This window comes from Gardnerella sialicivorans subsp. sialicivorans, assembly GCF_056746795.1.
In genome coordinates this window covers 226,295-249,930 of the sequence record NZ_JBWPXA010000004.1, presented here as the reverse complement: position 1 = coordinate 249,930, position 23,636 = coordinate 226,295, and the positions used below count along the sequence as shown (strand labels likewise).

Here is a 23,636-nt window from a genome sequence, read left to right as displayed (position 1 = left end):
TATGCCAATGCAAATATTAAACAAAACCTATCTGAAATACTACTTAGCAACCTGCTTATTATTGCTGTGATCAAACAGGAATCCAGCATACTGGAACTGTTCAGTTTGAGCCTTGGCTTGACGCAAAGTATCCAAACCAACGCCAGCAATAATCAGAATTGTTGTACCACCAAATGGAAGCTTCATATTAAGGTGCAAAGACATAATCAAAACCGTTGGAATCAAAGCCACAAACAGCAAGTAGATAGCACCAACTGTGTTAAGTCTATTCATAACGTAGCTAAGATAACGGCTTGTAGCACTACCAGCGCGAATACCAGGAATAAATCCGCCGTATTCCTTCATGTTGTCTGCAGTCTCATCTGGATTAAAAGTAATCTCGGTGTAGAAGAAGCAGAAGAACACAATCATAACGGTGTACAACGCTATGTACCAAACGGAAGTAGAGTTTGCTAAATTGGCATTAATCCAACGCACCCAATCCTTACGACTATCGCCAAATTGAGCAAGAAGTGTTGGAATAGCAAGAATCGAAGATGCAAAGATTGGTGGAATAACGCCACTCATATTCACCTTAAGAGGCAAGTATGTGGAAGAGCCACCGTACATTTTGCGGCCAATCATTCTGCGCGTGTACTGAACAGGAATTCTGCGCTGAGCAAGCTCCACAAAGTCAACGAAAATAAGAATCACAAGGAAAACGCCTGCAACAATGGAGAACTTAGTCCAATCTCCATTAAGGCCATTAGTACCCCAACCGATTTCCCACAACTTTGGAAGGAATCCAGAGCAAATAGACATAAAGATTAATACAGACATGCCCTGGCCAATACCCTTATCGGTAATAAGCTCTGCCATCCACATTATTAAGCCAGTGCCGCCAGTCATGATTAAGACCATTACAATAAGGCTCCACATGGAACCGTCTGGAATAACCTGGCCGCATTGGTAATTAAACAGCGCGCCAGAACGAGCCGTAACCAAAATGGTAGTTGATTGCAAAACAGCCAAACCAATAGTCAGGTAACGAGTGTACTGAGTAAGCTTTGTTTCTCCAGATTGACCTTCTTTGTGAAGAGCCTCAAAGCGTGGAATCACAACTCTAAGCAACTGAATAACAATGGAAGCCGTAATGTATGGCATAACGCCTAATGCAAAAATCGAAAGCTGCAAAAGAGAACCGCCAGAGAACAGATTTACCAACCCAATAAAGTTCTCGCTAGAAGAAGCCAGCTTAGCGGTGCAAGCTCGAATAACTTTGTAGTCAACTCCAGGAATCGGAATAAATGAGCCGATTCGGTAGATAATAATCATTGCGAAGACGAAGAGGATCTTATTCCTCAACTCCTTCGTCTTGAAGGCCTGGATTAACGTTTTCACCTGGGTCTTCCTCCCTTTTTTGCGCTACGATCTAGGCGCACCAGTAAAAAAACAAACTCTGAGGCAATAGTTTATATCACGGTACATACTGAAACAATAATTAAGTGAGTTTTGCAATAAAATAATCCCCCCAGCGCAAACTAGGGGGATTATTAAACAGTTAAATCACTGCGTTAATTAGCATTACTAGCTTAAGTATTACTACTTATTACTACTCTTCGCTAACAGAGCCACCAGCAGCTTCGATCTTGGCTTTAGCGGATGCAGAAGCCTTAACTCCCTTAAGAGTCAAAGCAACCTTAAGATCGCCATCGCCCAAAACCTTAACTGGGTAACCATCACGCACAGCGCCCTTAACTACCAAATCAGCAACAGTGACTTCGCCGCCCTTTGGGAAGAGTTCCGCAAGAGCTGCAACATTAACAACCTGGAACTCCTTCTTGAATGGGCTCTTAAAGCCACGAAGCTTAGGCAAGCGCATGTAAAGTGGAAGCTGGCCGCCTTCAAAGCCTGGACGAACTTGGTAACGCTTCTTCGTACCTTTGTCTCCACGACCCGAAGTCTTACCCTTAGAGCCTTCACCACGACCCACGCGAATGCGATCCTTCTTAGCTCCTGGAGCTGGACGCAACGTGTGCATGTGCAACATTGGTTCTTCATTAGCCATAATCAGTCAACCTCCTCAACGCTCAGCAAGTGGCGAACGGCCATAACCAAGCCACGATTGACTGAATTGTCCTCGCGAACAACGCTCTGACCAATCTTGTGAAGGCCAAGAGTCTTAACGTTAGCGCGCTGACGCTCGGTGGAATGAACCAAACCGTGCACCAGAGTGATCTTTAAGTTAGCCATCACTCACCATCCTTTGCCTGGGCAGCCTTAGCAGCCTGAGCTTCTTCACGAGCCTTGCGTGCTTCGGCAATGCCAGCAGCGCGCTCACGAAGCAATGCGTCTGGCGCAACTTCCTCGAGGGAAAGTCCACGACGAGCGCAAATCTCTTCTGGCTCTTCAAGCTTCTTCAAAGCATCCACAGTAGCGCGAACCACGTTAACAGCGGTTGCGGAGCCCATGGACTTGGTGAGGATATCGGTAATGCCAGCGCACTCCATAACAGCACGCACAGCGCCACCAGCGATTACACCAGTACCTGGAGCAGCTGGACGAAGCAAAACTGTACCAGCAGCATCGTGACCCAACACAGGGTGAGTCACGGTACCACGAATGCGTGGAACAGTAAACATGTGCTTCTTAGCGTCAAGCTGACCCTTAGCGATAGCTGCTGGAACTTCGCGAGACTTACCGTAACCAACACCAACAGTGCCCTTACCGTCGCCAACAACAACAAGTGCTGCAAAGCTAAAGGTACGGCCACCCTTGTGGGTCTTGGAAACACGGTTAATAGTAACTACGCGATCCAAAAGCTCTTCGCCGCGGTTTTCTTCACGACGGCTACGACGCTCGCTACGCTTACCTTCGCCCTTAGAACGACGGGAACGACGATCGTCGGTACGCTCCTCAGCGGATGCCTGAGTGTTCTGAGTTTCTTCAGCCACTTGGGTTTCCTTTTCGTTATCGCTCACAGTGCTAGACCTCCCTGACGGGCGCCTTCAGCTACAGCTGCGACGCGACCATGATACTTATTACCGCCACGATCGAAGACAACAGCGGTGATTCCCGCTTCCTTCGCCTTGGCTGCGATTAACTCGCCAACCTTGGTAGCAGCTTCAGTCTTCGTACCAGTAAAACCAGCGAAGTCAGAAGTCAAGGTGGAAGCGCTTACAAGGGTAAGACCCTTAGTGTCATCCACAATCTGAGCAACCATGTGACGGTTAGAACGAGAAACTACCAAACGTGGGCGCTCTGGAGTGCCAGAAATGCGCTTACGAAGGCGGGCGTGACGACGCAAACGTGCGACTTTGGTACCCTTACCGAAAATCTTAACGCTCATATCACTTACCAGCCTTTCCAGCCTTGCGCAAAATACGCTCATCGCTGTACTTAATGCCCTTGCCCTTATAAGGTTCTGGAGCACGAAGCTTGCGAATATTCGCGGCAGCCTGACCAACGGCCTGCTTGTCAGTACCCTTGACGATTACTTGATTTGCGTTTGGCAATTCAAACTCAATGCCCTCAGGTGGCTGAACGGTAATAGTGTGCGAGTAACCGAGCGAGAACTCAATGCCCTTGCCCTTCATTACAGCACGATAACCAGTTCCAACAATGTCTAGAGTCTTGGCGTAGCCTTCATGCACGCCCTTAACCATAGACGCCACGATTGCGCGAGCCAAGCCGTGCTTTGCACGAGTTGGACGCAAATCGTCAGCTGGGGTCAAAACGATTTTGCCATCAGCAACTTCAGCGGTAATACCTTCTGGAATTACATAGGAATCAGAACCCTTAGCACCCTTAGCACTAAAGGACTGACCTTCAATCTTAACTTCCACGCCTGCAGGAATGTCGACGGGGAGCTTACCAATATGCGATGCCATTTTCAGCTCTCCTTTCTCACCATACGTAGGCGACGATTTCGCCGCCAATGCCTCGATCGAGGCATTCCTTCTGAGTCAACAATCCCGAGCTGGTCGAGATAATAGCGATACCGAGACCGCCAAGAGGCATAGGCAAAGAATCAGACTTTGCGTAACGACGCAAGCCTGGCTTAGAGATGCGCTTAATGCCCTGGATGGAACGCTGACCATTGGAGCCGTACTTTAATGTGACTTCCAAAGTCTGTCCAACCTTAGCTTCTTTAGCAGCAAAGTCTTTAATGTAGCCTTCGCGCTTAAGAATCTCGGCGATATTCGCCTTGAATTTGGAGTACGGCATTTCCACGATATCGTGCTTTGCCGCGCTCGCATTACGCAGACGTGTCAACATGTCTGCGATAGGATCTGTCATTGTCATGTTGGGCTAACGCCCTTTCTCGCCGTGGTTTCCACCGCCTGTTTGTTATTTATAAAGCAGTGGACCTTCAGCGTCGATATTTACCAACTGGACTTCGTAACACCCGGCAACTCACCGCGATGTGCCTTTTCACGAAGGCATACACGGCACAGACCGAACTTGCGATACACGGAGTGAGGACGACCACAAACCTGGCAACGCGTATAAGCGCGCACCTTGAACTTCGGCTTAGCGGCCGCCTTGTTTTTCAGAGCGGTTTTTGCCATATCAGTTCTCCTTGAATGGGAAACCGAGGTGCTTAAGTAGCGACTTCGCTTCCACATCGTCCTTGGTGGTGGTCACCACGGTGATGTCCATACCACGCTGATGATCAATCGAATCAGGATCAATCTCGTGGAACATTGATTGCTCCGTAAGACCGAAGTTGTAGTTACCCTGACCGTCGAACTGGTTGCCATTAATACCACGGAAATCGCGGATACGTGGCAAAGCCAGAGTGAGCAAACGATCCAAGAATTCCCACATACGATCACCACGAAGAGTTACGTAAGCGCCAATAGCCTGGCCTTCGCGCAAATGGAACTGCGCAACAGACTTCTTAGCCTTAGTAACCTTTGGCTTCTGACCAGTGATCAAAGTGAGATCCTTAATCGCACCTTCGATAAGCTTGGAATCGCGAGCTGCAGCGCCAACGCCCATAGAGACGACGACCTTCTGCAAACGAGCCACCTGCATAGGATTAGTGTGGCCAAATTCCTTTTCCAAAGCTGGAACGATTTGATCATTGTATTGTTGCTTTAAGCGCGGAGTTGCCGGCGCCTCAACTGTAGTATCGGTCATGCCAGCTCCTTTCCGGACTTCTTAGCTACACGCACGCGCACGGTCTTTACTTTGCCGTCGCGAGCTTCTTGCTTAACAATCACGCCCACGCGGGTTGGTTGCTTGGTCTCTGGGTCAATCACCATAACGTTAGAACGGTGAATTGGAGCCTCAACAGAGACGATGCCTGCCTGCTGACCCTGCTGGGTAGCACGCACGTGCTTCTTAACAACCTGAACACCCTCGACGATCAAACGGTCTTCGGCGAGTACACGAAGCACTTTGCCTTCCTTACCGCGATCCTTGCCGCGGATAACCTTTACCTGGTCGCCGGACTTAATCTTGGCTACCATCTCAGATCACCTCCGGGGCGAGGGACACAATCTTCATGAAGCGCTTATCGCGCAATTCACGACCGACTGGTCCAAAGATACGAGTGCCCTTTGGTTCACGGCCGGAGCCGAGAATAACAGCGGCGTTCTCGTCGAACTTAATATAGGAACCATCAACACGACGATGTTCCTTGACAGTACGGACGACGACAGCCTTAACTACGTCGCCTTTCTTGACCGACCCGCCAGGAATAGCATCCTTAACGGAGGCGACGATGATGTCGCCGATGCCGGCATAGCGTCGCTTCGATCCACCGAGCACGCGGATGGCAAGTAATTCCTTAGCACCCGTGTTGTCGGCGACATGAAGCCGCGTTTCCTGCTGAATCATTGATTCTCCTTAGTCGAGCTGGTTCTCCCCGCTCACCCGTACCGCTCAAATGAACAGCACAGGTGAAGCGCGGAGCCTTGCTGAACTTGTTTACTTGGCGCGCTCGATAATCGAGTCGAGACGCCAACGCTTGGTCTTGCTCAAAGGCCGAGTTTCCATAATACTCACGAGGTCGCCAATATGCGCCTCATTGTGTTCATCATGGGCCTTGACCTTGCGGGTGGAGCGGACGACTTTACCGTAAAGTGGGTGTGTCGAACGTTGCTCCAACTCCACGGCAATCGTCTTGTCCATGGCCTCGGACACGACGTAGCCGCGACGAACCTTGCGGAAGTTGCGCTCTTGGTTCTCAGCCATGCTTACTTCTCCTTGACCTCAGTGGCGCCAGGCTCTTGGCTGATGCCGAGTTCACGCTCACGCAGGATAGTATACATCCTGGCTATGTCGTGCTTGACCGCCTTGAGGCGAGCGCTGTTTTCAAGTTGACCAGTTGCTGCCTGGAAGCGCAAGTTAAAAAGCTCTTCCTTAGACTTCTTTAAGAAGCCTTCGATTTCAGCATTAGTCTTCTCGTTTAAATTCTTGATGGTGTAGTCTGCAGTTCCGACTGGCATCAGATGTCACCGCCTTCACGCGCAATAACACGGCATTTCATTGGGAGCTTGTCGATAGCGCGGCGCAAAGCCTCGCGAGCGACGTCCTCAGAAACACCACCGATCTCGAACATTACACGACCTGGGTGAATGTTGGCAATCCAGAATTCTGGAGCACCTTTACCGGAACCCATTCGTGCACCAAGCGGGTGCTTGGTTAATGGACGATCAGGGAAAACCGTAATCCACACGCGACCACCACGCTTAATATAGCGGGTCATTGCGATACGGGCTGCCTCGATCTGACGGTTAGTGATGTACGCCGGAGCCAGCGCCTGAATACCGAAATCGCCGAAAGCGATAGCGGTTCCACCCTTAGACATGCCGCTACGGGTAGGACGGTGCTGCTTGCGATATTTAGTCCTTTTTGGGATAAGCATCTGCTCACTCCTTCGTTTCCGTTGCGGCAGGAGCTTCAGCAGCTACAGCCTCGGCTGGCTTTTCGGCCTGTGCCTCGGTAGCCTTCTGCTGATTGGCAGAGCGTGCTCCACGACGTGGACGACGATCGCCACGGCGACCTTCACGCTTACCCTGCTGAGCCTGCTGCTCTTCAAACTCACGCTCAGTCATATCGCCCTTGTAAATCCAAACCTTTACGCCAATACGGCCGTAAGTGGTCTTGGCCTCAAAGAAGCCGTAATCAATAAGGGCGCGCAAGGTCTGCAGTGGAACGCGACCTTCGCGGTAGAACTCAGAACGGCTCATTTCGGCGCCACCAAGGCGACCAGAGAGCTTAATACGGATACCCTTGGCACCTGCACGCATTGCGTCTTGCTGTGCCTTACGCATAGCACGACGGAATGTAACGCGGTTAGTCAACTGTTCCGCAATTCCCTGAGCAACTAATTGAGCGTCAAGTGCAGCGTTCTTTACTTCAAAGATGTTGAGCTGTACTTGCTTACCAGTGAGCTTCTCAAGCTTTGCACGAACACGCTCGGCTTCTGCGCCACGACGACCGATAATAATACCTGGACGAGCAGTGTGAATATCCACACGAACGCGATCACGGGTACGCTCGATAACAATGCGGGACACGCCTGCACGTTCGAGGTCATGGCTCATTTCCTTGCGAATCTTGTCATCCTCAAGGACGAAGTCACGGTAACGCTCGCCGGCTTTAGTAGAATCGGAGAACCACCTAGAGCGATGATTCTCGGTAATGCCCAGGCGATAGCCGAAAGGATTGATCTTCTGACCCATCTTTAGCGATCCCCTTCCTTAAGCGAGACGATAACAGTGATATGGCTTGTGCGCTTGTTAATGCGCGCAGCGCGACCCTGTGCACGAGCGCGGAAACGCTTAAGCGTTACACCCTCATCCACATAAGTTTCCTTGATGACCAAGTTTTGCTCGCGGAATGGTTCTCCAGCTTTCTCAGCCTTAACGCGAGCATTAGCGATCGCGCTTTCAAGAACCTTGCGCACCGGCAACGATGCGTCTTGAGGAGCAAACTTCAAAATGGTAATAGCTTCGCTTGCACGCTTGCCTCGGATGAGGTCGACCATGCGGCGAGCCTTGCGCGGCGTCACACGTACGTGACGAGCGATTGCTTTAGCTTCCATGTGTCCTAACTCTCCTTTAGCGGCGTGCTTTCTTGTCGTCCTTCACATGACCCTTGAAGGTCTTGGTTGGGGCGAATTCACCGAGCTTATGACCAACCATTGCTTCGGTAACGAATACCGGCACATGCTTGCGGCCATCGTGTACGGCAAAGGTGTGTCCAATGAAATCAGGAGTGATCATCGAACGACGCGACCACGTCTTGATGACGTTATGCGTGCCCTTGTCGTTTTGTTCATCGACTTTCTTCTGTAAGTGGGCGTCGACGAAAGGGCCCTTCTTGATGCTACGAGTCATCTGTTCGACACTCCCTTACTTGCGGTTCTTACCATTCGGACGACGACGAACAATCATCTTGTTCGAAGCCTTCTTCGGACGGCGGGTACGAACCTCGCCCTTGCCCCATGGAGAAACAGGTGGTTTACCACCACGGGTACGACCACCATGAGGGTGATCAACAGGGTTCATAGATTCGCCTCGGGTGATTGGCCTGCGACCAAGCCAACGAGCACGACCTGCCTTACCAAGCTCGATATTAGCGTGGTCGGAGTTGCCAACCTCGCCGATTGTAGCGCGGCAACGAGCGTCCACGTTACGAATTTCGCCAGATGGCATACGCAACTGAGCGTAAGCGCCATCCTTAGCTACGAGCTGAACGGCAGCACCTGCGGAGCGTGCAATCTTTGCGCCACCAAGTGGACGAAGCTCGATTGCGTGAACCACGGTACCAGTTGGGATGTTCTTAAGAGGCAAGTTGTTGCCTGGCTTAATATCAGCCTGGGCGCCAGTCTCAATAACATCTCCCTGGGAAATGCCTTCAGGAGCGATAATGTAGCGCTTCTCACCATCTGCATAATGCAACAATGCGATGCGAGCGGAACGGTTAGGGTCATACTCAATATGAGCGACCTTTGCTGGCACGCCATCCTTGTCCCAACGCTTAAAATCGATGAGACGATACTGACGCTTGTGTCCGCCGCCGCGATGGCGGGAAGTCATGCGACCGTAAGAGTTACGACCGCCAGTTTTGCTGAGTTTGCGTACCAACGACTTTTCAGGAGTAGAACGCGTAATCTCGGAGAAGTCCGAAACCGAAGCGTTACGACGTCCTGCAGTCGTAGGCTTATAAACGCGGATAGCCATAATATAGTATTCCTTTACTTTTCTCGGCTAGCCTTCAGTTACCAAAGATATCGATTGTCTGGCCTTGTGCCACGGTGACAATAGCGCGCTTTTGATTCACACGACGACCGAAGCCGGTGCGAGAGCGCTTGAGCTTGCCAGCGCGATTCAAGGTGTTAACATTCGTTACCTTGACTTTGAAGATTTCTTCGATAGCCTGCTTGATCTGAACCTTGTTAGCGTTTGGAGCTACAACGAAGGTGTACTGGCCACGATCGGAAGCTGCATAGCTTTTTTCAGAAACAACTGGCTTTAAAATGATGTCATGTGCTGGGTTATGGACTGCGACCATTTGAATCAGGCCTCCTTAACTTCAGGCTCGGTCTTAGCTGCAACGAAGGCTTCGAAACCTTCCTTGGAGAAGACGACGTACTGAGCGGTGATGACATCGTAGGTGTTGAGCTGATCAGCGAAGATCACATGCACCGTAGGAATGTTACGAACAGACATCCACTCGTTAATGTTCTCACGAGAGAGAACAACAGTGGTGAACTGATCCTTAGTTACTGGTGTGAGTGCTGCAACAGCTGCCTTTGTGGATGGAACATCCTTAATGCCAAAGTCCACAATTGCAATGCGACCAGCATTTGCACGATCCGAAAGAGCATAACGAAGAGCAGCTGCCTTCATCTTCTTTGGAGTACGCTGATCGTACTTGCGAGGAACTGGACCGTGTACAACGCCACCATGTACCCACTGTGGAGCACGAATGGAGCCTTGACGAGCACGACCAGTGCCCTTTTGCTTCCATGGCTTCTTACCGCCACCAGATACGTTAGCGCGATTCTTAACCGCGTGAGTACCCTGGCGAGCAGCAGCAAGCTGAGCAATAACGACCTGATGAACCAATGGGCCGTGAGCCAAAACGTCTTCGTTGGAGATACCGAAAATCTCGGCAGGAGCTTCAACAGTGCCGTTTGCATTACCCTTGGTGTCAGTTACGTTCAGAGTTACGTTTGCCATTTAAATCAGGCTCCCTTCACTGCCGAACGGACTAGAACGATAGCACCCTTAGGTCCTGGAATAGCACCCTTGATAGCTAAAATACCGTTCTCAACATCCGAAGAAACGATTGTGAGGTTGAGCGCAGTAGAAGTCACATGACCCATGCGACCAGCCATACGCTTGCCCTTCAAAATGCGGCTTGGAGTTGCACATGCGCCCACAGAACCTGGACGACGTTCATTCTTGTGCGAGCCGTGAGTACGACGGTAAGACTTGAAGCCCCAACGCTTGATTGTGCCAGCAAAGCCTTTACCCTTTGTAGTACCCGTTACGTCAACTTCTGCACCTTCAGCAAATACCTCAGCGGTCAATTCCTGACCTGGCTTGTAATCTGCTGCATTTTCAGTGCGCACCTCAGCGAGGTGACGACGAGGAGTCACGCCAGCCTTTGCAAAGTGACCAGCCAATGGCTTGGTAACCTTGGTAGGATCAATCTGGCCATAACCGAGCTGCACGGCGCAATAACCGTCAGTTTCTTCGGTCTTAACAGCGGTAACTACGTTGGTAGCAACCTCAACCAGAGTTACGGGGACAAAAAGGCCGTTTTCATCCCAAACCTGGCTCATGCCCAGCTTACGGCCGAGCAAAGCAGTGCGATTCTTATTTTGCGACATTATTTACCCCCCTTCCTACAGCTTAATCTCGATATTTACATCCGCAGGCAGGTCAATGTGCATCAAAGAATCCACAGCCTTTGGCGTTGGATCAACGATGTCAATGAGGCGCTTATGAGTGCGCATCTCGAAATGCTCGCGAGAATCCTTGTATTTGTGAGGAGAACGGATAACAACAAACACGTTCTTCTCGGTCGGCAGAGGAACCGGACCCACTACTGTGGCGCCCGCGTTCGTCACCGTCTCGACGATTTTCTTCGCCGATTGGTCGATGACCTCATGGTCATAGGACTTAAGCCTGATGCGGATTTTCTGTCCCGCCATTGCCGTCCGCCCTTTCTAGCGATTCGTTTACTGTTTACCAACCTGTATTAAAGGGCACCGGGAGAATAGACACTAAAGGCCATTCCACATCAGTGCGCAGCCTACAAAAATCAACAAAAAACTGCGATTTCTGTTTCTGCGCTCGCTTTTTTGAATTACAATATGCGAGCCTTAAAAACAGGCAACTAAGTAATTAAACCATCAACCTTGGATTAACAAAAATCGGGCGTGTCGGCTATTTTCCAACGAAAAATGGCAGAAACTACAGCTAGTGCAGCCTCTGCCATTTGTAACTAAATATGCAATAAATTACGCAATAATCACTTCGACTCGCGCTCTAAACGCATACGATGTCCTTCTTCTTGAGAAACACCATAATACGCTGCAATCGCAATATCCTTCATATCTTCGATTTGAGGAATACGCGGATTTGCAGGAGCACACTGATCTTCGTAAGCACGCATGCCAATCTGATCCAACAAAGACCAGTAGTATTCTTCATCCACACCGCAAGCCTTAAACGTTGCGTCCATGCCAAGAAGATTATCTCTGTAGTTTTCAACAGCGCGCGCCAAATTCTCAACGCCCTCTTGAGGAGTTTTACCAGGATTTACGCCAAGATTCTTAGCAAGCTGCTGGTAGCGCTCAGGAGCAATGTAGCGATTGTACTTTGGCCAGCTTGTAGGCTCTTGTGGAATTTGACCATTGTAGCGAATCACATAAGGCAGCAAAATCGCATTTGTGTGGCCGTGCACAACATGGCACAAAGCGCCGATTGTATGCGCCATTGCGTGGCACATACCAAGGAACGCCGAACCAAACGCCATTCCAGCCATAGTAGCTGCGTTATGCATCTTTTCTTGCGCTTGAATCTTTCGCTCGGAATCATTGGAATTAACAGAATCGTTAAGATTATCCCAAATCAACTTTGCTGCATGCAATGCCATTGCGTCCGTAAAGTCGTTAGCATAAACAGAAGCAAAAGCTTCCATAGAGTGCGTCAAAGCGTCAAAACCAGAATCGCAAGCAAGTTTTCTAGGCTGCGTACGCGCCAAAACTGGATCCACGATTGCAACCGAAGGCGTAATCGCGTAATCCGTAATCGGGTACTTATAGCCAGTCTTATGGTCTGTAATAACAGCAAACGGAGTCACTTCCGATCCTGTTCCAGAAGACGTTGGTACGCAAATCAAGCAAGCTTTTTTACCAAGAGGCGGAATCTTAAACGCGCGCTTTCTAATATCGAAGAACTTTTCGCGCAAATCAGCAAAGGAAATTTCTGGATGCTCGTAAAGAAGCCACATAATTTTTGCAGCATCCATAGGAGATCCGCCGCCAACAGCAATAATCGTGTCTGGCTGGAACTCTTCGCGCATCATTTCCGCGCCGCGCTCAACAGTTTCAACGCTTGGCTCTGGCTCAACGTAATCAATAATCCTAAACGTTACGCGATTATCTCTAGCGCGAAGCTGATCAATCACCTTGTCTATAATGCCAAGCTGTTCCATCACTTTATCGCACACAATAACTGCGCGCTCAATGCCATACATGTCTCGCAAATAGCGAACAGCATTCGGCTCAAAATACGTTTTGGCCGGAATCTTGAACCATTGCATATTGTTATTCCTTCGCGCTATGCGCTTTATATTAATAAGATTTACCGCTTGAACGTTTCCAGAAACAGAGTTTCCACCATAAGAACCGCATCCCAAAGTTAAAGAAGGCGCGATTGCATTGTAGATATCTCCAACACCACCCAAAGATCCTGGGGAGTTCCAGATGATTCGGCAAGCATGCATGCGGCTGCCATATTCACGAGCAAGCTGCTGATTATTGGTATGAATCACAGCAGTGTGACCAGCTCCGTGCACAAGCATTTTCTCGCACATTTCAAAGCCTTGTTCTTTATTTTCTGCTAGAAGCAAAGCGTGAACAGGAGCCAACTTTTCCATTGTTAGAGGCTCCATCTCGCCAACTTCTTTGCACTCAGCAATAAGAATCACAGCATCTTCTGGAATCTCAAATCCAGCCTGCTGCGCAATAAATTGAGGCGACCTTCCAGGAACAACAGAATTAAGCTTTGGAGTTTGGCCACTATAAGACGTGCAACCAAACATGTACTTCTCAAGCTTTGCTTTTTCTTCTTCGTTTACAAAGTAAGCTTTACGGCGCGTTAATTCGAGCTTCAAAGGATCATATACGTCTTTATGCGCAATAATCGCCTGCTCGGTTGCGCAAATCATGCCGTAATCAAAATGCTTTGAAAGCACTAAATCGTTTGCAGCGCGCTCAATATCTACATCTGCATCAACGTACGCTGGAGCGTTTCCTGCGCCAACGCCCAATGCTGGCTTACCAGAAGAATAAGCAGCTTTAACCATTCCAGGGCCGCCCGTTGCAAGAATTGTTGCAACATCTGGGTGCTTCATTAAAGCTCCCGTAGCTTCGATTGATGGATGCTCAATCCATTGAATGCAATTTTCTGGCGCTCCTGCTTCTATTGCAGCATCGCGCACAATTCTTGCCGCTTCTGCGGAGCACTTTTGGGCAAATGGATGGAAGCCAAAAATAATTGGGCAACGAGTTTTCAGTGCGATTAGCGACTTAAAAATGGCTGTAGACGTTGGATTTGTGACTGGTGTAACGCCTGCTACAATGCCAACTGGCTCAGCGATTTCGTCGATTCCAAGAACATCGTCTTCGCGAATAATGCCTACTGTGCGCTGGCCTGCAAGATAATGCGTAATATGTTCGCATGCAAAGATGTTTTTTGTAGCTTTATCTTCTACTAATCCTCTGCCTGTTTCTTCAACAGCCATTTTTGCTAAGACTAAATGCTTGTTTAGAGCTGCAATCGATGCTTTTGCTACAATTCTGTCTACTTGAGCCTGATTTAACTTTTCAAATTCATCTAAAGCGACTTTTGCTTTTTTAGCTAACTCATCAACTTCTTGTTTTGCAACTAATGCCGCTTGCTCTTTTTCATCGAGCACATTTTCTTGCGCTGTTTCTTGCGCCTGCGCCATTTGGTCCTCCTTGATCTTTAGATTCCTTACGTACTTCTACGCTTTTTGCACATCAACATTTACATGCATAATCTTCTATGAAAGACGCATCATAATGCTGGTATGTGATACATTTCACAATTTACTTGATTTACTGTACTATTTGGAGTTTGCAGCGAGTTGCGCTATTTATGAGCGAGGTTTATACTCTAATGTTCGTTATTTGTTCTTATTTGTAATGATTTATGTGCGATTTGCTGAAAAATTTTCTAGAATGTTAGATTTAGATGTTACTTACAAACGATTAATAACATTTAACTTAATTCTCGATTACACATGAACAAAAAATGGCTCCCAGCATAAGCCAGGAGCCATTGAAGTTGTAATTCTTCGCAGCTTAACGCTTCGAGAACTGAGGTGCACGACGTGCCTTGTGCAAACCAGCCTTCTTGCGTTCCACAACGCGAGCGTCGCGAGTCAAGAAGCCAGCCTTCTTCAAGGAAGCACGGTTTGCATCGCGGTCAATAGCGTTCAAAGCGCGGGCAACGCCCAAGCGGATTGCGCCAGCCTGACCAGTGGTGCCGCCGCCGTCTACCAAAACGACAACGTCGAACTTACCTTCAAGCTTTAGAAGCACGATTGGGGAATTAACTTCGCGCTGCAATAAGCGAGATGGGAAGTATTCCTCAAGAGTGCGGCCGTTAATAGTCCACTTACCAGAACCTGGAACCAAGCGAACGCGAGCAACGGCTTCCTTACGACGACCAGTGCCATAGCCTGGAGCGATAGCGGAAGTACCAGTGCCTGCACCAGCGTTGGTTTCGGTGGTGTAGCTAGTCAGTTCTTCTTCATTCTCAAGAACCGCGGAGTTGTTGTTATCTACCATAATCATATTCTCCTTACGATTCACTTAGCCTGCTGGCTAACCTGAGAGATCTCGAAGACCTGTGGCTTTTGCGAAATATGAGGATGCTCAGCGCCAGTGAACACACGAAGGCGATCAAGCTGAACCTTAGCAAGACGATTCTTTGGAAGCATTCCCCTAACAGCGGAAACAATGATGCGCTTTGGATTCTTCTCCAAAAGCTCAGCATAGCTATCGCGGCGAAGTCCGCCTGGACGGCCAGAGTGGGAATACAATTCCTTGCTCAACTTATTGCCAGTCAAAGCAATCTTATCTGCGTTAATAATAATAACGTGATTGCCAGAATCGGCGTGAGGAGCATAAGTTGGCTTATTCTTACCACGAAGCAAAATAGCTACCTGGGAAGCCAAGCGACCAAGCACCACATCAGTGGCGTCGATAATGTACCAGTCATGAGTTAAATCTGCTGGTTTCGGTGTGAAAGTCTTCACAATCGTACCTTTTCTCTATTGTGTTTCGAGCTTTATATCTTCTTGGTTTATAGAAAATACTCTACTCATAATCCGTGGGCTCCCTGAAAGTCCTCGATGGCGAGTGGGAAAAGCGCTTTGAAGGACCCCTTAGGGAAACACAACAATCTGCAAGTATATCGCCACATGACGACTATTTGCAAACTTCTATTTTACATACAGCGCGGACTACAACGCGGACTACAACGTTATACAATTGCGGACTGCAACGCTCGCTAGCAAAAACAAACGCTGCAGCCCGCAATTAATCACGCATATACCTCTATTTATTCATGATTTGCGCTAAAGACTTAACTCTAGGCAAGTCAAACAAATCATCCAAAAGAACAGGATTGCAATCAGCATCCGCCAAAGGAATACGCCAATTTGGATATTCGTCGTTAGTTCCAGGCTGATTTTGCGCTCTGTGCTCGCCAGTGGCGTCAACAATAGACGCAGCAAGCAACTTAGAAGGCGCAGCTTTAAGCGCTTTATACAACGCTTCTACAATCTCTTGCTCATGCTGCGACTCGTCTTCTAGCGCACTTTCGCTTAAGAATCCGCCAGAAACAAGCATCTTAAGCATTGCATTATGCTCTTTAACAGCATCAGCGCGGAATTCTTCTACCGAACCCGAAAGAAGATTCAAACGCTCGCGAATATTAACGTGCTCGTAGTTTAAGTATCCTGCAGCAGGTGGCAAATCGTGAGTATTTACAGAAGCAAGCGTCATTTCGCGCCACTTCTTAGGCTCGCGGAACGCGCCATCCCTCTGCTCAAACCACTCAACCGTGCATCCAAGAACCTTGTTTTTAGCCAAAACTTCTAGAGCTTCAGCTGGCACAACGCCAAGGTCTTCTCCAACCACAACGCCATTTGCGCGCGTAGCTTCAATAGCAAGAATGCCAAGCATAACGTTTGCATCGTAGTAAACGTAAGCTCCGTCTCCTGGAGTAGATCCTTCTGGAATCCACCAAAGGCGGAAAAGCCCAAGAATATGGTCAATTCGCACAGCTCCAGCGGAAGCAAACATGCCATGAACCATATCTCTGTAGGTCTTAAAGCCTGTGCGCTCAAGCTCAAATGGATTAAGCGGAGGCTGAGACCAGTTTTGACCTTGCTGATTGAAGTAATCAGGAGGCGCACCAACGCAAGCGCCATTGGCGAATCGCTCAGGATTCCACCAAACCTCGGAGCCTGCAGGATGCACGCCAACAGCCATATCCGACATAATTCCAATGCGCATTCCTGCTTTTTTAGCTGCCATTTGCGCGTCGTGCAACTGGCCGAACGCAATCCACTCAAGCCAACGATAAAACTCTAGCGTGTCTGGGAATTGCTTTGCTAAAGCGCTAATCTCATCGGAATCTTTAGTAAGATGCTTCTCCCAGCAGTCATCGCCATTAGGCGCACCCCACTTGTCGTAGCAAAGGCACCAAGTTGCGTAGGATTCAAGAGCGTCTCCCATATCTTTCTTAAACGCTTCAAACTTTTGCGCGCGCTCGGCTGACATGCCCGACTTAAAAATAATCCACAAAGCGTGCATTTTTACGCGCCACATTGCATCGCGATCAATAATTTGCGCATCATTATTAAGCGGCTCTACTTGATTATGCAAATCGTCAACGCTTTTGCGATCTTGCTCGCTAAGAAGATTGTATTCTAGAATGCTTTCTGGTCGAATATACGTAACGTTTACCATAGACCTAGCAACAGGCAAATATGGCGAAGGCGTTAACGGAGCAACTGGCTCTCCAGCGTGAAGCGGATTTATAAGAACAAAGTCCGCTCCCGACTTTTCTTTAGCTTTAACAAGCAAATCTGCCAAATCTGCGTAATCGCCAACTCCCCAAGACTTAGAGGAGCGGATTGAATAAAGCTGAGCCATCCAACCCCAAATTTGCTTGCCATCTTTTTCTAGTTTTTCAATCGTATCAATGCTTTCTGGCGCGCTAATAAGAGTGGTCTCTTCTACGCGGTCGGCAACACTAACGCGCAAAGTATGATAGCCCATTGGAACGTCTGCAGGAATCTTAAGCAAAGACGTTGCTACAAACTTTCCGTCTACTGGGATTGCAACATCGTCTTTAGAAGGAGAAATTTGCAAATCACCCTTGTATTCACTGCCATCTTCCAAAATAAGTATTGCTGTAGGATACTCCAAAATCCCAGTGTTTACGCTTACTTCGCTTTCTTTACCAACAGTGTGCAAAACTGTTGGAGCAACTAAGCGAGTGTGACGCTCATTAAGGATTTTTTGAGTTGCTTCTTCGATTTGTTTATCGTTTTGAGCTTCTACGCATAGTGATTGCAATACTTTTACAAGCACGCTATCGGCGATTTGATGCTCTACGCCATCCGATCCAACGAATTCGGAACGAACGCCCATTAGTTCAGCCAATCGCCTTAACGGACTTGTTGGCTGCACTGTTTCTTCATTTTTAGTGTTCATAGTTTCCATCGTAGTCTATTTGTGGGGTTTTAATGCAAACGTATGCAATTATTATTCATTTTACTTTTATACTCAAGACTTATTCAAGACTTATTTAAGACTTCTGACGCAGCAAGTGATACATCCGAATCCTTATCTTTAGACAAAGCAATCAAAGTTGGCTGCGACACACCTGGATTAAGCGCCACTGCTCTTCTTACCATTGCAGAGAGCACAGGCGAATCGTTACTTTCTTCGCTTGCACCAAGAGAAGCTAGATAATCCAACGTTTTTGCGCTAACACCATTTGTTTGCGCTCCTTCTAATCGCATTTTCCAAGATGTTCGCGGATTGCACAAAGCAGCATCTCTAACTTGCGCGCAAGAATCTTTAGTAAGCCTTCCAACTAGCCAATTCTTAGCATTTTCGTTCTTTGCAACAGCTAAACGAACATTACTTGATTCGTCTTGAGAAAGCTTAACCAAGATATTCGGGAATGGCATTACTGTTGCTAAGTGAACGCGATCTTCTTCTGGAGTGTTTGCATTTCCTGCTACAGCTTCCAAAAGTGCAGTCGCTCTAGAAAATCCTGCCTGATCCGACCTATCTGGCAACTCTTTTATAGCAAATTCATGCAATTCTTTAGAATCACTGGAATGCCTTAAATGCTCGTAAACAGCGGTTAATGGCTCGTATGAAGCATTGGAATTATTAGATTCATTAGACTCATTAGATAAATCATGGCTTGCACTATTGCCTAAATCTTCGTTTTTCTCACCGCCATTAAGCTTTTGCGCATCATTCATAAGAGACTCACCAACCTTTGCTTAGTCACTTATCTAATCTATCAGCTTTGCAACACAAATCTTAAAAAAAGAATCACACACAACTTACTAAAAAATCACTAAAAATAAAAATCAGCAAATTCTAGTGCAAACACCGCAAAAATCTGGAATTATTACTCCAGAAAACGTATTTTTTACTGCTTCCAGAAATCTATCTGACTCTTCACGTGGCACGCATACTTTTAATTCAATAGAAACGCCGTATTCTTCGCTTATAACTTCCGCATTGTTTTTTAATAATAAATGCTTAAACATTCTTAAATGCGCGTACTCAACTTTGCAAGAAAAACAATTACACTCTACAATATCCGCTATTTTACTAGACTTTACAGCACCTGAAGCCGCAGCAGAATACGCTCGTATTAATCCACCAGACCCAAGTAAAATTCCACCAAAATAACGTGTAACTGTTACAACTGTGTCTACAACATTAGAAGACCTAATAACGTCCAAAATCGGCTTACCTGCAGTACCAGCAGGCTCACCATCATCACTCATGCGCTCGCACAATCTGCCATCTTTATCCGTAAAAATTGCAGCATACGCAACATGCCTTGCTTTTGGGTGAGTCAGCCTAATTGACTCTACAAACTTAATTACTTCTTCAACACTTGAAACATGGCAAGCGTCCGAAATAAATTCAGACTTCTTCTCTACAAAAGCAAAGTGCGCAGGATTTTCACACAAATCAGTTACGGTTCGCTTATTCTTCATATTCGATATTTAATATTATTCGATATTCGATATTCAAATCGTTTTCAATTCAAACAGTCTTAAAGCTACAAAAAGATTATATGCAACCGCTAGAATCACAAATCACGACTTATCGTAGCGCATTAAGTGATCTACAACATCTACAAGCTCAGCAACTTTCTTATCTGTAACTTTTTGATCAGAAGCATTTTGTGCAGCCTCTAAAGCTTTTGATATTTCTTGATGAGCAATTATAAGAGCAACCGCTCTAAGCGCTGCCGTAGAAGCAGAAAGTTGCATAAGAATATTGTTGTAGTCTTCCCCTTTTTCAATCATATTTTCAACAGCGTGAACTTGTCCGCATACTCTATGTAAACGAACCAACATTTTTTCTTTATCTATGTTGTAGTCACTCATAAAAAACCTCGTGTGGAAACAGTGCTTCTATATACTATTTACACAATAATTGTGCGTTGTATAGTATGCAAAACCATAAGCTACAAAAGGCTATGCTTATAGAATAAATTATGCATATTATACAACGCAACTATTCTTATCCGTTTTAGTACTCTATTAATATAGCGCAATATATATTTTTTACAAATTCATTCTCATATGCACCAAATGTTTTATGAGGGATTTTATGCAACACACCCTACACGTTTTGCCAAAATCACAGATCCTGCAATAAGCAATATAGCCAAAGAGAACATTAGCGTTGTTTCAACTTTTACGCCAGTTGTTACTAGACGCCCAACATTAGCACCTAGACGAGCATGGCGTCGTTTTGATTTTTTTGCTCCACTTGCATATTGATTATTTGGCTGCGTATTCTGCTCTGTGTTAGAGTCGATTACCTGTTGATCATCTCCATGCTGATTGTCTACCTGCTGGTTATCTCCCTGCTGAGAATTCCCATGCTTAGAATTTCCCTGCTGAGTGGCGCTTTGATGAGCATCAACCTTCTTAGAATCACCTCGCTGAATAGTACCTGATTTAGCAGATGTATATTTATCTTCCTTGGTATCTTCCTTGGTTGCAACATGCTCAGATTTATGCTGGTAATCCGTCTTAACATTACTTTGATTATCTTTTTTATTGTTTTTCTCATTAACTTTATCGTTATTAGAATCACTCTTAGCATTACTCTCGCCAGTCGCATTTGCATTTTGATGAACCGTATTATTATTTCCAGCATCTACTAGCGCACCGAGCATATTATTATTCGCTCCAGCGTTTACACCAAACTGCGCATTGTTGCCAACTTGCGCGCTGCCAGACTGTGTACCAGCAACTTCATTTTGCGCACTAGAACCTTGTGTACCGCCAGGCTTTTCGTTAGAACCACCTGGCTTTTGCACACCAGGCTGATCTTTTACAGGATTATCTTGTTTTCCAGGATCCTGCTTACTCAGATTTTGCTTACCTGGATTATCTTGCTTACTAGAACCTTGCGTATTCTGAGGATTCTGAGGATTCTGTTTTGAAATAATATTATCTACAACACCACCACTAGGAGACGTCTTTGGATCAACTTCACTACCCGTAACATTTCCACTACCAGCAGGCTCACCCGATGACTCTCCACTTTGGCTACCATTCTTAACATCGCTTGCACCACCATTTTGGCTGCTACTTGCGCTGCCATTATTCTGCGTTCCGCCAGGCTGCAAACCGCTAGGCTTTTCACTAGAACCACCAGGCTGCTCATGCTTACCAGGCTCGCCCTTTCCAGGATCTTGTTTACCAGGCTCCTGCTTACCAGGATTATCTTGCTTACCAGAACCTTGCGGATTCTGCGGATTCTGTTTTGAAATAATATTATCTACAACACCACCACTAGGAGACGTCTTTGGACCAACTTCACTACCCGTAACATTTCCACTGTTTGTATTTTCACTCGATGATGTTCCATTCTGATTGCCATTCTGATTTGTGTTCTGCCTTCCATTTTGAGCACCATTTTGAGTGTCATCATTTTGCACATTCTCACTAGATTGCTTACCACCATTTTGAGCATTACCACTCTGCGATTGACTACCTGTATTGACACCACCTGGATTAGCCTCACCATTCTTACTCGGATGATTAGTCACATTTTGCTTGTTAAACACGCTCTTGCTATCTACATCGTTAAATGCTGTTTTAAACGCTTCTGCTCTAGAAGAACCAGGGAAATCATACACAAACACATACATTCCGCTTTCGCCAGAATTACCAGACTTCAAATTAACAATATCGGCAACTTTCTTTCCAAGATCTAGCCCTTCTTTTCCATTACCAGTTTCAGTATTGCCACCCGAATCACTAGCACCAGCAACATCCGCAGAAGCTTCCTTTAGCATCACTTTTCCGTTAGCAATCGTATAAACGCCATTTCTAAGCGGAATTGACCATTCGCCAACTTTCTTGTGATTATCGTCTTCCTCAGGCTCTTTATCTGATTTTGGATTTAACTTACTTATAGACTCTTTATCAACAGTGCCATTTTCATACCCAATCCACCACAAGCGAACTTTCATATTTTCATCGCCATCAAATCCATACTCTTTATTACCTTTAAACATTCCGTAATCTTTTGGCGCGCCACTAACAATAATTGTGTCTGATACTTCATTTGAATCTTTATTTTTAGCATTTTTAACATGTTTTATGTTTACTTTTGCCATATGAGTTAGAGTAGATTGTGCTTTACCAAAACCTTCAATAAAATCACTAGAAACAAAATCTTTAACGTCACTATCTTGCTCGTTTTTAGCAATAGTCCAAACCCATGTACCAAATAGTCCAGCATCTTGTTCACCAACTTTATATTCTGTTGCTTTTTCAAGATTTTCTGGTTTCATATCTCCATTTGTTACATGAACAACTGTTTTAGCTTCTTCGCCTGATTTGGTAAAGTAAACGTCACTTGCACCTACTTGTCTAATGTTAGAATCAGCGCGCAACTCTTTTAGGTAGTCATCTACATTACTACCCGCTGCACGTTCTTTTAGAATATTTTCATGCGATCCTACAAAGTAGTATCCGCGCGCACGAATCTTCTTATCTTTAATCCAAGGCTTATTATCTTCGTAGTTAACGCCACTTTTTACATTGCCTTCTACAGAATCGCCTAGTTTTAACTTTTTAACTTCAGATTTTGATGTAACAGTTGGGTAGAAATTTCTATGCGCATCAATAGAAATTGAACTATCAATATTATATTTCACAGGAGATTGCGACAACCTAAGCAAGTAGCAACCGTTTTTTGTGTCACGTCTATCCAAGTTTGGAAGATAATATTCGCCATTAATATCAACTTTGCCTTCTCCAGTTGCAACCCAAACAAAATCATCTGAATAATCTTTGTCTGTACGTATAAAACCTTTGCGTTCTTCTTTTAATTCACTATTGTTGTTGTAGTAATTATCTTTGAACTTAATATTTTCATTCGATGCAGTTATTTTAAAATCAACACCGTTATTACCGCTATATGCTGTTCTTGTAATTCCTTCTGCTTTTACTTTTATTTCACCAGAACTGCCTGAAGTACCATAATTATTTTCGAATAAAACTTTTGTAGGAATTTTGTTAGCAGCCTCATTCCAAAGTTCATCAGCTTTACTAGCTATTTCACTAAAATCTTTAGTATTGAACGAATTCTGCTTCGCCTCATTCCATTTGGCTCTATCTTCAAAATGTTCATGAATAGCATAAGCGATTGCAACTCTGTTTCTATAGTCACCACGCCCATAACCTCCACTAACACTAAGTTTTATCATCATTGCTGCAATCGCAACATCACGATTATTTATTACAGCACCCCAAGAAGTATCTGTAATCAAGCTTCCATGATCATGAGTGTCAACGCAATACGTAGTATCGTCATCAACTGAATACAATCTTTTATAGTTACCTACAGCTCCACAACCAGAGTAATTGCTTATATACGTAGGAATATCGTCGAACGCATACGCTCCGCTAATTACACCATTGCCAACAACAATTGCAATAGTCGCCAGCAACGCTGTCATTAAAGAGAACATTCGCGTGCGCTTATTGCGTAAAAAGATTGGAATCTTTTTACATCCATGTTTTCCCATATCAACTCCTTAAACGTTGTTTTCTCTTGCGTGACAAACGTT

General features: G+C 46.2%; 30 protein-coding genes. All 30 read right to left on the bottom strand.

Annotation, left to right across the window (positions count from 1 at the left end; translation table 11 throughout):
• Positions 1-39: 39 nt before the first annotated feature.
• Positions 40-1,380, bottom strand: coding sequence for a preprotein translocase subunit SecY (gene secY, locus AC1EKB_RS04570; protein WP_004131704.1), 1,341 nt, complete (start codon positions 1,378-1,380; stop codon positions 40-42).
• A 211-nt stretch (positions 1,381-1,591) separates the two neighbouring features.
• On the bottom strand, positions 1,592-2,047 hold the full coding sequence (gene rplO / locus AC1EKB_RS04565) for a 50S ribosomal protein L15 (protein ID WP_004131703.1): 456 nt from the start codon (positions 2,045-2,047) through the stop codon (positions 1,592-1,594).
• A gap of 2 nt (positions 2,048-2,049) precedes the next feature.
• Positions 2,050-2,232 carry a 50S ribosomal protein L30 gene (gene rpmD / locus AC1EKB_RS04560; RefSeq protein WP_004131702.1) on the bottom strand — a complete coding sequence of 61 codons (183 nt, stop codon included), beginning with the start codon at positions 2,230-2,232 and terminating at the stop codon, positions 2,050-2,052.
• Positions 2,232-2,960 (bottom strand): 30S ribosomal protein S5, encoded by a 729-nt coding sequence (gene rpsE, locus AC1EKB_RS04555; RefSeq protein WP_004131701.1) that lies wholly within the window; start codon positions 2,958-2,960, stop codon positions 2,232-2,234. Before rpsE ends, rpmD begins: the two co-directional genes overlap by 1 nt.
• Complete coding sequence (rplR, locus tag AC1EKB_RS04550; RefSeq protein WP_032819224.1) at positions 2,957-3,328, bottom strand: 50S ribosomal protein L18; 372 nt, start codon at positions 3,326-3,328, stop codon at positions 2,957-2,959. Before rplR ends, rpsE begins: the two co-directional genes overlap by 4 nt.
• Before the next feature lies 1 nt (position 3,329).
• Positions 3,330-3,869 (bottom strand): 50S ribosomal protein L6, encoded by a 540-nt coding sequence (gene rplF, locus AC1EKB_RS04545; RefSeq protein ID WP_415694562.1) that lies wholly within the window; start codon positions 3,867-3,869, stop codon positions 3,330-3,332.
• A gap of 16 nt (positions 3,870-3,885) precedes the next feature.
• Entirely contained in the window at positions 3,886-4,284 is a 399-nt protein-coding gene (gene rpsH, locus AC1EKB_RS04540) for a 30S ribosomal protein S8 (protein WP_004131699.1), read from the bottom strand.
• Between the two features lie 80 nt (positions 4,285-4,364).
• Positions 4,365-4,550, bottom strand: a complete 186-nt coding sequence (locus AC1EKB_RS04535; protein ID WP_004114370.1) for a type Z 30S ribosomal protein S14 — start codon at positions 4,548-4,550, stop codon at positions 4,365-4,367.
• A gap of 1 nt (position 4,551) precedes the next feature.
• Positions 4,552-5,124: a 50S ribosomal protein L5 gene (rplE, locus tag AC1EKB_RS04530; protein ID WP_004114368.1), complete on the bottom strand. Its 573-nt coding sequence runs from the start codon at positions 5,122-5,124 to the stop codon at positions 4,552-4,554.
• Positions 5,121-5,456 carry a 50S ribosomal protein L24 gene (gene rplX / locus AC1EKB_RS04525; RefSeq protein ID WP_004114367.1) on the bottom strand — a complete coding sequence of 112 codons (336 nt, stop codon included), beginning with the start codon at positions 5,454-5,456 and terminating at the stop codon, positions 5,121-5,123. Before rplX ends, rplE begins: the two co-directional genes overlap by 4 nt.
• Before the next feature lies 1 nt (position 5,457).
• The gene (gene rplN, locus AC1EKB_RS04520; protein ID WP_004114366.1) at positions 5,458-5,826 is read right to left on the bottom strand and encodes a 50S ribosomal protein L14; all 369 of its coding nucleotides are present in this window, start codon (positions 5,824-5,826) and stop codon (positions 5,458-5,460) included.
• 90 nt (positions 5,827-5,916) lie between these two features.
• On the bottom strand, positions 5,917-6,183 hold the full coding sequence (rpsQ, locus tag AC1EKB_RS04515; protein WP_004114365.1) for a 30S ribosomal protein S17: 267 nt from the start codon (positions 6,181-6,183) through the stop codon (positions 5,917-5,919).
• 2 nt (positions 6,184-6,185) lie between these two features.
• Entirely contained in the window at positions 6,186-6,437 is a 252-nt protein-coding gene (rpmC, locus tag AC1EKB_RS04510) for a 50S ribosomal protein L29 (protein WP_004105502.1), read from the bottom strand.
• The gene (gene rplP / locus AC1EKB_RS04505) at positions 6,437-6,856 is read right to left on the bottom strand and encodes a 50S ribosomal protein L16 (RefSeq protein WP_004114362.1); all 420 of its coding nucleotides are present in this window, start codon (positions 6,854-6,856) and stop codon (positions 6,437-6,439) included. The genes rpmC and rplP overlap by 1 nt, the downstream gene beginning before the upstream one ends.
• A gap of 4 nt (positions 6,857-6,860) precedes the next feature.
• Complete coding sequence (rpsC, locus tag AC1EKB_RS04500; RefSeq protein WP_004131698.1) at positions 6,861-7,676, bottom strand: 30S ribosomal protein S3; 816 nt, start codon at positions 7,674-7,676, stop codon at positions 6,861-6,863.
• A 2-nt stretch (positions 7,677-7,678) separates the two neighbouring features.
• Entirely contained in the window at positions 7,679-8,038 is a 360-nt protein-coding gene (gene rplV, locus AC1EKB_RS04495; protein WP_004131697.1) for a 50S ribosomal protein L22, read from the bottom strand.
• Positions 8,039-8,054: 16 nt separating this feature from the next.
• Positions 8,055-8,333 (bottom strand): 30S ribosomal protein S19, encoded by a 279-nt coding sequence (rpsS, locus tag AC1EKB_RS04490; RefSeq protein ID WP_004114357.1) that lies wholly within the window; start codon positions 8,331-8,333, stop codon positions 8,055-8,057.
• 15 nt (positions 8,334-8,348) lie between these two features.
• Positions 8,349-9,179, bottom strand: coding sequence for a 50S ribosomal protein L2 (gene rplB / locus AC1EKB_RS04485; RefSeq protein ID WP_004114355.1), 831 nt, complete (start codon positions 9,177-9,179; stop codon positions 8,349-8,351).
• Between the two features lie 34 nt (positions 9,180-9,213).
• Positions 9,214-9,510 carry a 50S ribosomal protein L23 gene (gene rplW, locus AC1EKB_RS04480; RefSeq protein WP_004114354.1) on the bottom strand — a complete coding sequence of 99 codons (297 nt, stop codon included), beginning with the start codon at positions 9,508-9,510 and terminating at the stop codon, positions 9,214-9,216.
• A gap of 5 nt (positions 9,511-9,515) precedes the next feature.
• The gene (rplD, locus tag AC1EKB_RS04475) at positions 9,516-10,181 is read right to left on the bottom strand and encodes a 50S ribosomal protein L4 (protein WP_004133440.1); all 666 of its coding nucleotides are present in this window, start codon (positions 10,179-10,181) and stop codon (positions 9,516-9,518) included.
• A gap of 5 nt (positions 10,182-10,186) precedes the next feature.
• Entirely contained in the window at positions 10,187-10,837 is a 651-nt protein-coding gene (gene rplC, locus AC1EKB_RS04470) for a 50S ribosomal protein L3 (RefSeq protein ID WP_004116043.1), read from the bottom strand.
• A gap of 15 nt (positions 10,838-10,852) precedes the next feature.
• Complete coding sequence (gene rpsJ / locus AC1EKB_RS04465) at positions 10,853-11,161, bottom strand: 30S ribosomal protein S10 (protein ID WP_003808013.1); 309 nt, start codon at positions 11,159-11,161, stop codon at positions 10,853-10,855.
• Positions 11,162-11,481: 320 nt separating this feature from the next.
• Positions 11,482-14,187 carry a bifunctional acetaldehyde-CoA/alcohol dehydrogenase gene (gene adhE / locus AC1EKB_RS04460; protein ID WP_481248952.1) on the bottom strand — a complete coding sequence of 902 codons (2,706 nt, stop codon included), beginning with the start codon at positions 14,185-14,187 and terminating at the stop codon, positions 11,482-11,484.
• Positions 14,188-14,563: 376 nt separating this feature from the next.
• Positions 14,564-15,052, bottom strand: coding sequence for a 30S ribosomal protein S9 (gene rpsI, locus AC1EKB_RS04455; protein WP_004131694.1), 489 nt, complete (start codon positions 15,050-15,052; stop codon positions 14,564-14,566).
• Positions 15,053-15,072: 20 nt separating this feature from the next.
• Complete coding sequence (rplM, locus tag AC1EKB_RS04450) at positions 15,073-15,522, bottom strand: 50S ribosomal protein L13 (RefSeq protein WP_004131693.1); 450 nt, start codon at positions 15,520-15,522, stop codon at positions 15,073-15,075.
• A gap of 301 nt (positions 15,523-15,823) precedes the next feature.
• On the bottom strand, positions 15,824-17,992 hold the full coding sequence (gene malQ / locus AC1EKB_RS04445; RefSeq protein WP_481248956.1) for a 4-alpha-glucanotransferase: 2,169 nt from the start codon (positions 17,990-17,992) through the stop codon (positions 15,824-15,826).
• Positions 17,993-18,075: 83 nt separating this feature from the next.
• Positions 18,076-18,777: an AbrB family transcriptional regulator gene (locus tag AC1EKB_RS04440; RefSeq protein ID WP_481248951.1), complete on the bottom strand. Its 702-nt coding sequence runs from the start codon at positions 18,775-18,777 to the stop codon at positions 18,076-18,078.
• Positions 18,778-18,888: 111 nt separating this feature from the next.
• Positions 18,889-19,530 (bottom strand): IMPACT family protein, encoded by a 642-nt coding sequence (locus tag AC1EKB_RS04435; RefSeq protein WP_415694557.1) that lies wholly within the window; start codon positions 19,528-19,530, stop codon positions 18,889-18,891.
• A gap of 102 nt (positions 19,531-19,632) precedes the next feature.
• A complete protein-coding gene (locus tag AC1EKB_RS04430) occupies positions 19,633-19,926 on the bottom strand; it encodes a metal-sensitive transcriptional regulator (RefSeq protein ID WP_415694556.1) in 294 nt (97 codons plus the stop codon).
• Positions 19,927-20,150: 224 nt separating this feature from the next.
• On the bottom strand, positions 20,151-23,594 hold the full coding sequence (locus tag AC1EKB_RS04425; RefSeq protein ID WP_481248950.1) for an MSCRAMM family adhesin: 3,444 nt from the start codon (positions 23,592-23,594) through the stop codon (positions 20,151-20,153).
• Positions 23,595-23,636: the final 42 nt, after the last annotated feature.

What these genes read in the sequence shown, in the direction of transcription:
- rplP (WP_004114362.1), bottom strand. Translation starts at nt 6,856, where the DNA reads ATGCTTATCCCAAAAAGGACTAAATATCGCAAGCAGCACCGTCCTACC.
- rplC (WP_004116043.1), bottom strand. Translation starts at nt 10,837, where the DNA reads ATGTCGCAAAATAAGAATCGCACTGCTTTGCTCGGCCGTAAGCTGGGC.
- rplV (WP_004131697.1), bottom strand. Translation starts at nt 8,038, where the DNA reads ATGGAAGCTAAAGCAATCGCTCGTCACGTACGTGTGACGCCGCGCAAG.
- AC1EKB_RS04440 (WP_481248951.1), bottom strand. Translation starts at nt 18,777, where the DNA reads ATGAATGATGCGCAAAAGCTTAATGGCGGTGAGAAAAACGAAGATTTA.
- AC1EKB_RS04425 (WP_481248950.1), bottom strand. Translation starts at nt 23,594, where the DNA reads ATGGGAAAACATGGATGTAAAAAGATTCCAATCTTTTTACGCAATAAG.
- AC1EKB_RS04535 (WP_004114370.1), bottom strand. Translation starts at nt 4,550, where the DNA reads ATGGCAAAAACCGCTCTGAAAAACAAGGCGGCCGCTAAGCCGAAGTTC.
- rpmD (WP_004131702.1), bottom strand. Translation starts at nt 2,232, where the DNA reads ATGGCTAACTTAAAGATCACTCTGGTGCACGGTTTGGTTCATTCCACC.
- rplO (WP_004131703.1), bottom strand. Translation starts at nt 2,047, where the DNA reads ATGGCTAATGAAGAACCAATGTTGCACATGCACACGTTGCGTCCAGCT.
- rpsH (WP_004131699.1), bottom strand. Translation starts at nt 4,284, where the DNA reads ATGACAATGACAGATCCTATCGCAGACATGTTGACACGTCTGCGTAAT.
- rpsC (WP_004131698.1), bottom strand. Translation starts at nt 7,676, where the DNA reads ATGGGTCAGAAGATCAATCCTTTCGGCTATCGCCTGGGCATTACCGAG.
- rpmC (WP_004105502.1), bottom strand. Translation starts at nt 6,437, where the DNA reads ATGCCAGTCGGAACTGCAGACTACACCATCAAGAATTTAAACGAGAAG.
- rplW (WP_004114354.1), bottom strand. Translation starts at nt 9,510, where the DNA reads ATGGTCGCAGTCCATAACCCAGCACATGACATCATTTTAAAGCCAGTT.
- rpsQ (WP_004114365.1), bottom strand. Translation starts at nt 6,183, where the DNA reads ATGGCTGAGAACCAAGAGCGCAACTTCCGCAAGGTTCGTCGCGGCTAC.
- rplR (WP_032819224.1), bottom strand. Translation starts at nt 3,328, where the DNA reads ATGAGCGTTAAGATTTTCGGTAAGGGTACCAAAGTCGCACGTTTGCGT.
- AC1EKB_RS04435 (WP_415694557.1), bottom strand. Translation starts at nt 19,530, where the DNA reads ATGAAGAATAAGCGAACCGTAACTGATTTGTGTGAAAATCCTGCGCAC.
- AC1EKB_RS04430 (WP_415694556.1), bottom strand. Translation starts at nt 19,926, where the DNA reads ATGAGTGACTACAACATAGATAAAGAAAAAATGTTGGTTCGTTTACAT.
- rpsS (WP_004114357.1), bottom strand. Translation starts at nt 8,333, where the DNA reads ATGACTCGTAGCATCAAGAAGGGCCCTTTCGTCGACGCCCACTTACAG.
- rpsJ (WP_003808013.1), bottom strand. Translation starts at nt 11,161, where the DNA reads ATGGCGGGACAGAAAATCCGCATCAGGCTTAAGTCCTATGACCATGAG.
- malQ (WP_481248956.1), bottom strand. Translation starts at nt 17,992, where the DNA reads ATGAACACTAAAAATGAAGAAACAGTGCAGCCAACAAGTCCGTTAAGG.
- adhE (WP_481248952.1), bottom strand. Translation starts at nt 14,187, where the DNA reads ATGGCGCAGGCGCAAGAAACAGCGCAAGAAAATGTGCTCGATGAAAAA.
- rplF (WP_415694562.1), bottom strand. Translation starts at nt 3,869, where the DNA reads ATGGCATCGCATATTGGTAAGCTCCCCGTCGACATTCCTGCAGGCGTG.
- rplN (WP_004114366.1), bottom strand. Translation starts at nt 5,826, where the DNA reads ATGATTCAGCAGGAAACGCGGCTTCATGTCGCCGACAACACGGGTGCT.
- rpsI (WP_004131694.1), bottom strand. Translation starts at nt 15,052, where the DNA reads ATGGTAGATAACAACAACTCCGCGGTTCTTGAGAATGAAGAAGAACTG.
- rplB (WP_004114355.1), bottom strand. Translation starts at nt 9,179, where the DNA reads ATGGCTATCCGCGTTTATAAGCCTACGACTGCAGGACGTCGTAACGCT.
- rplX (WP_004114367.1), bottom strand. Translation starts at nt 5,456, where the DNA reads ATGGTAGCCAAGATTAAGTCCGGCGACCAGGTAAAGGTTATCCGCGGC.
- rplD (WP_004133440.1), bottom strand. Translation starts at nt 10,181, where the DNA reads ATGGCAAACGTAACTCTGAACGTAACTGACACCAAGGGTAATGCAAAC.
- rplE (WP_004114368.1), bottom strand. Translation starts at nt 5,124, where the DNA reads ATGACCGATACTACAGTTGAGGCGCCGGCAACTCCGCGCTTAAAGCAA.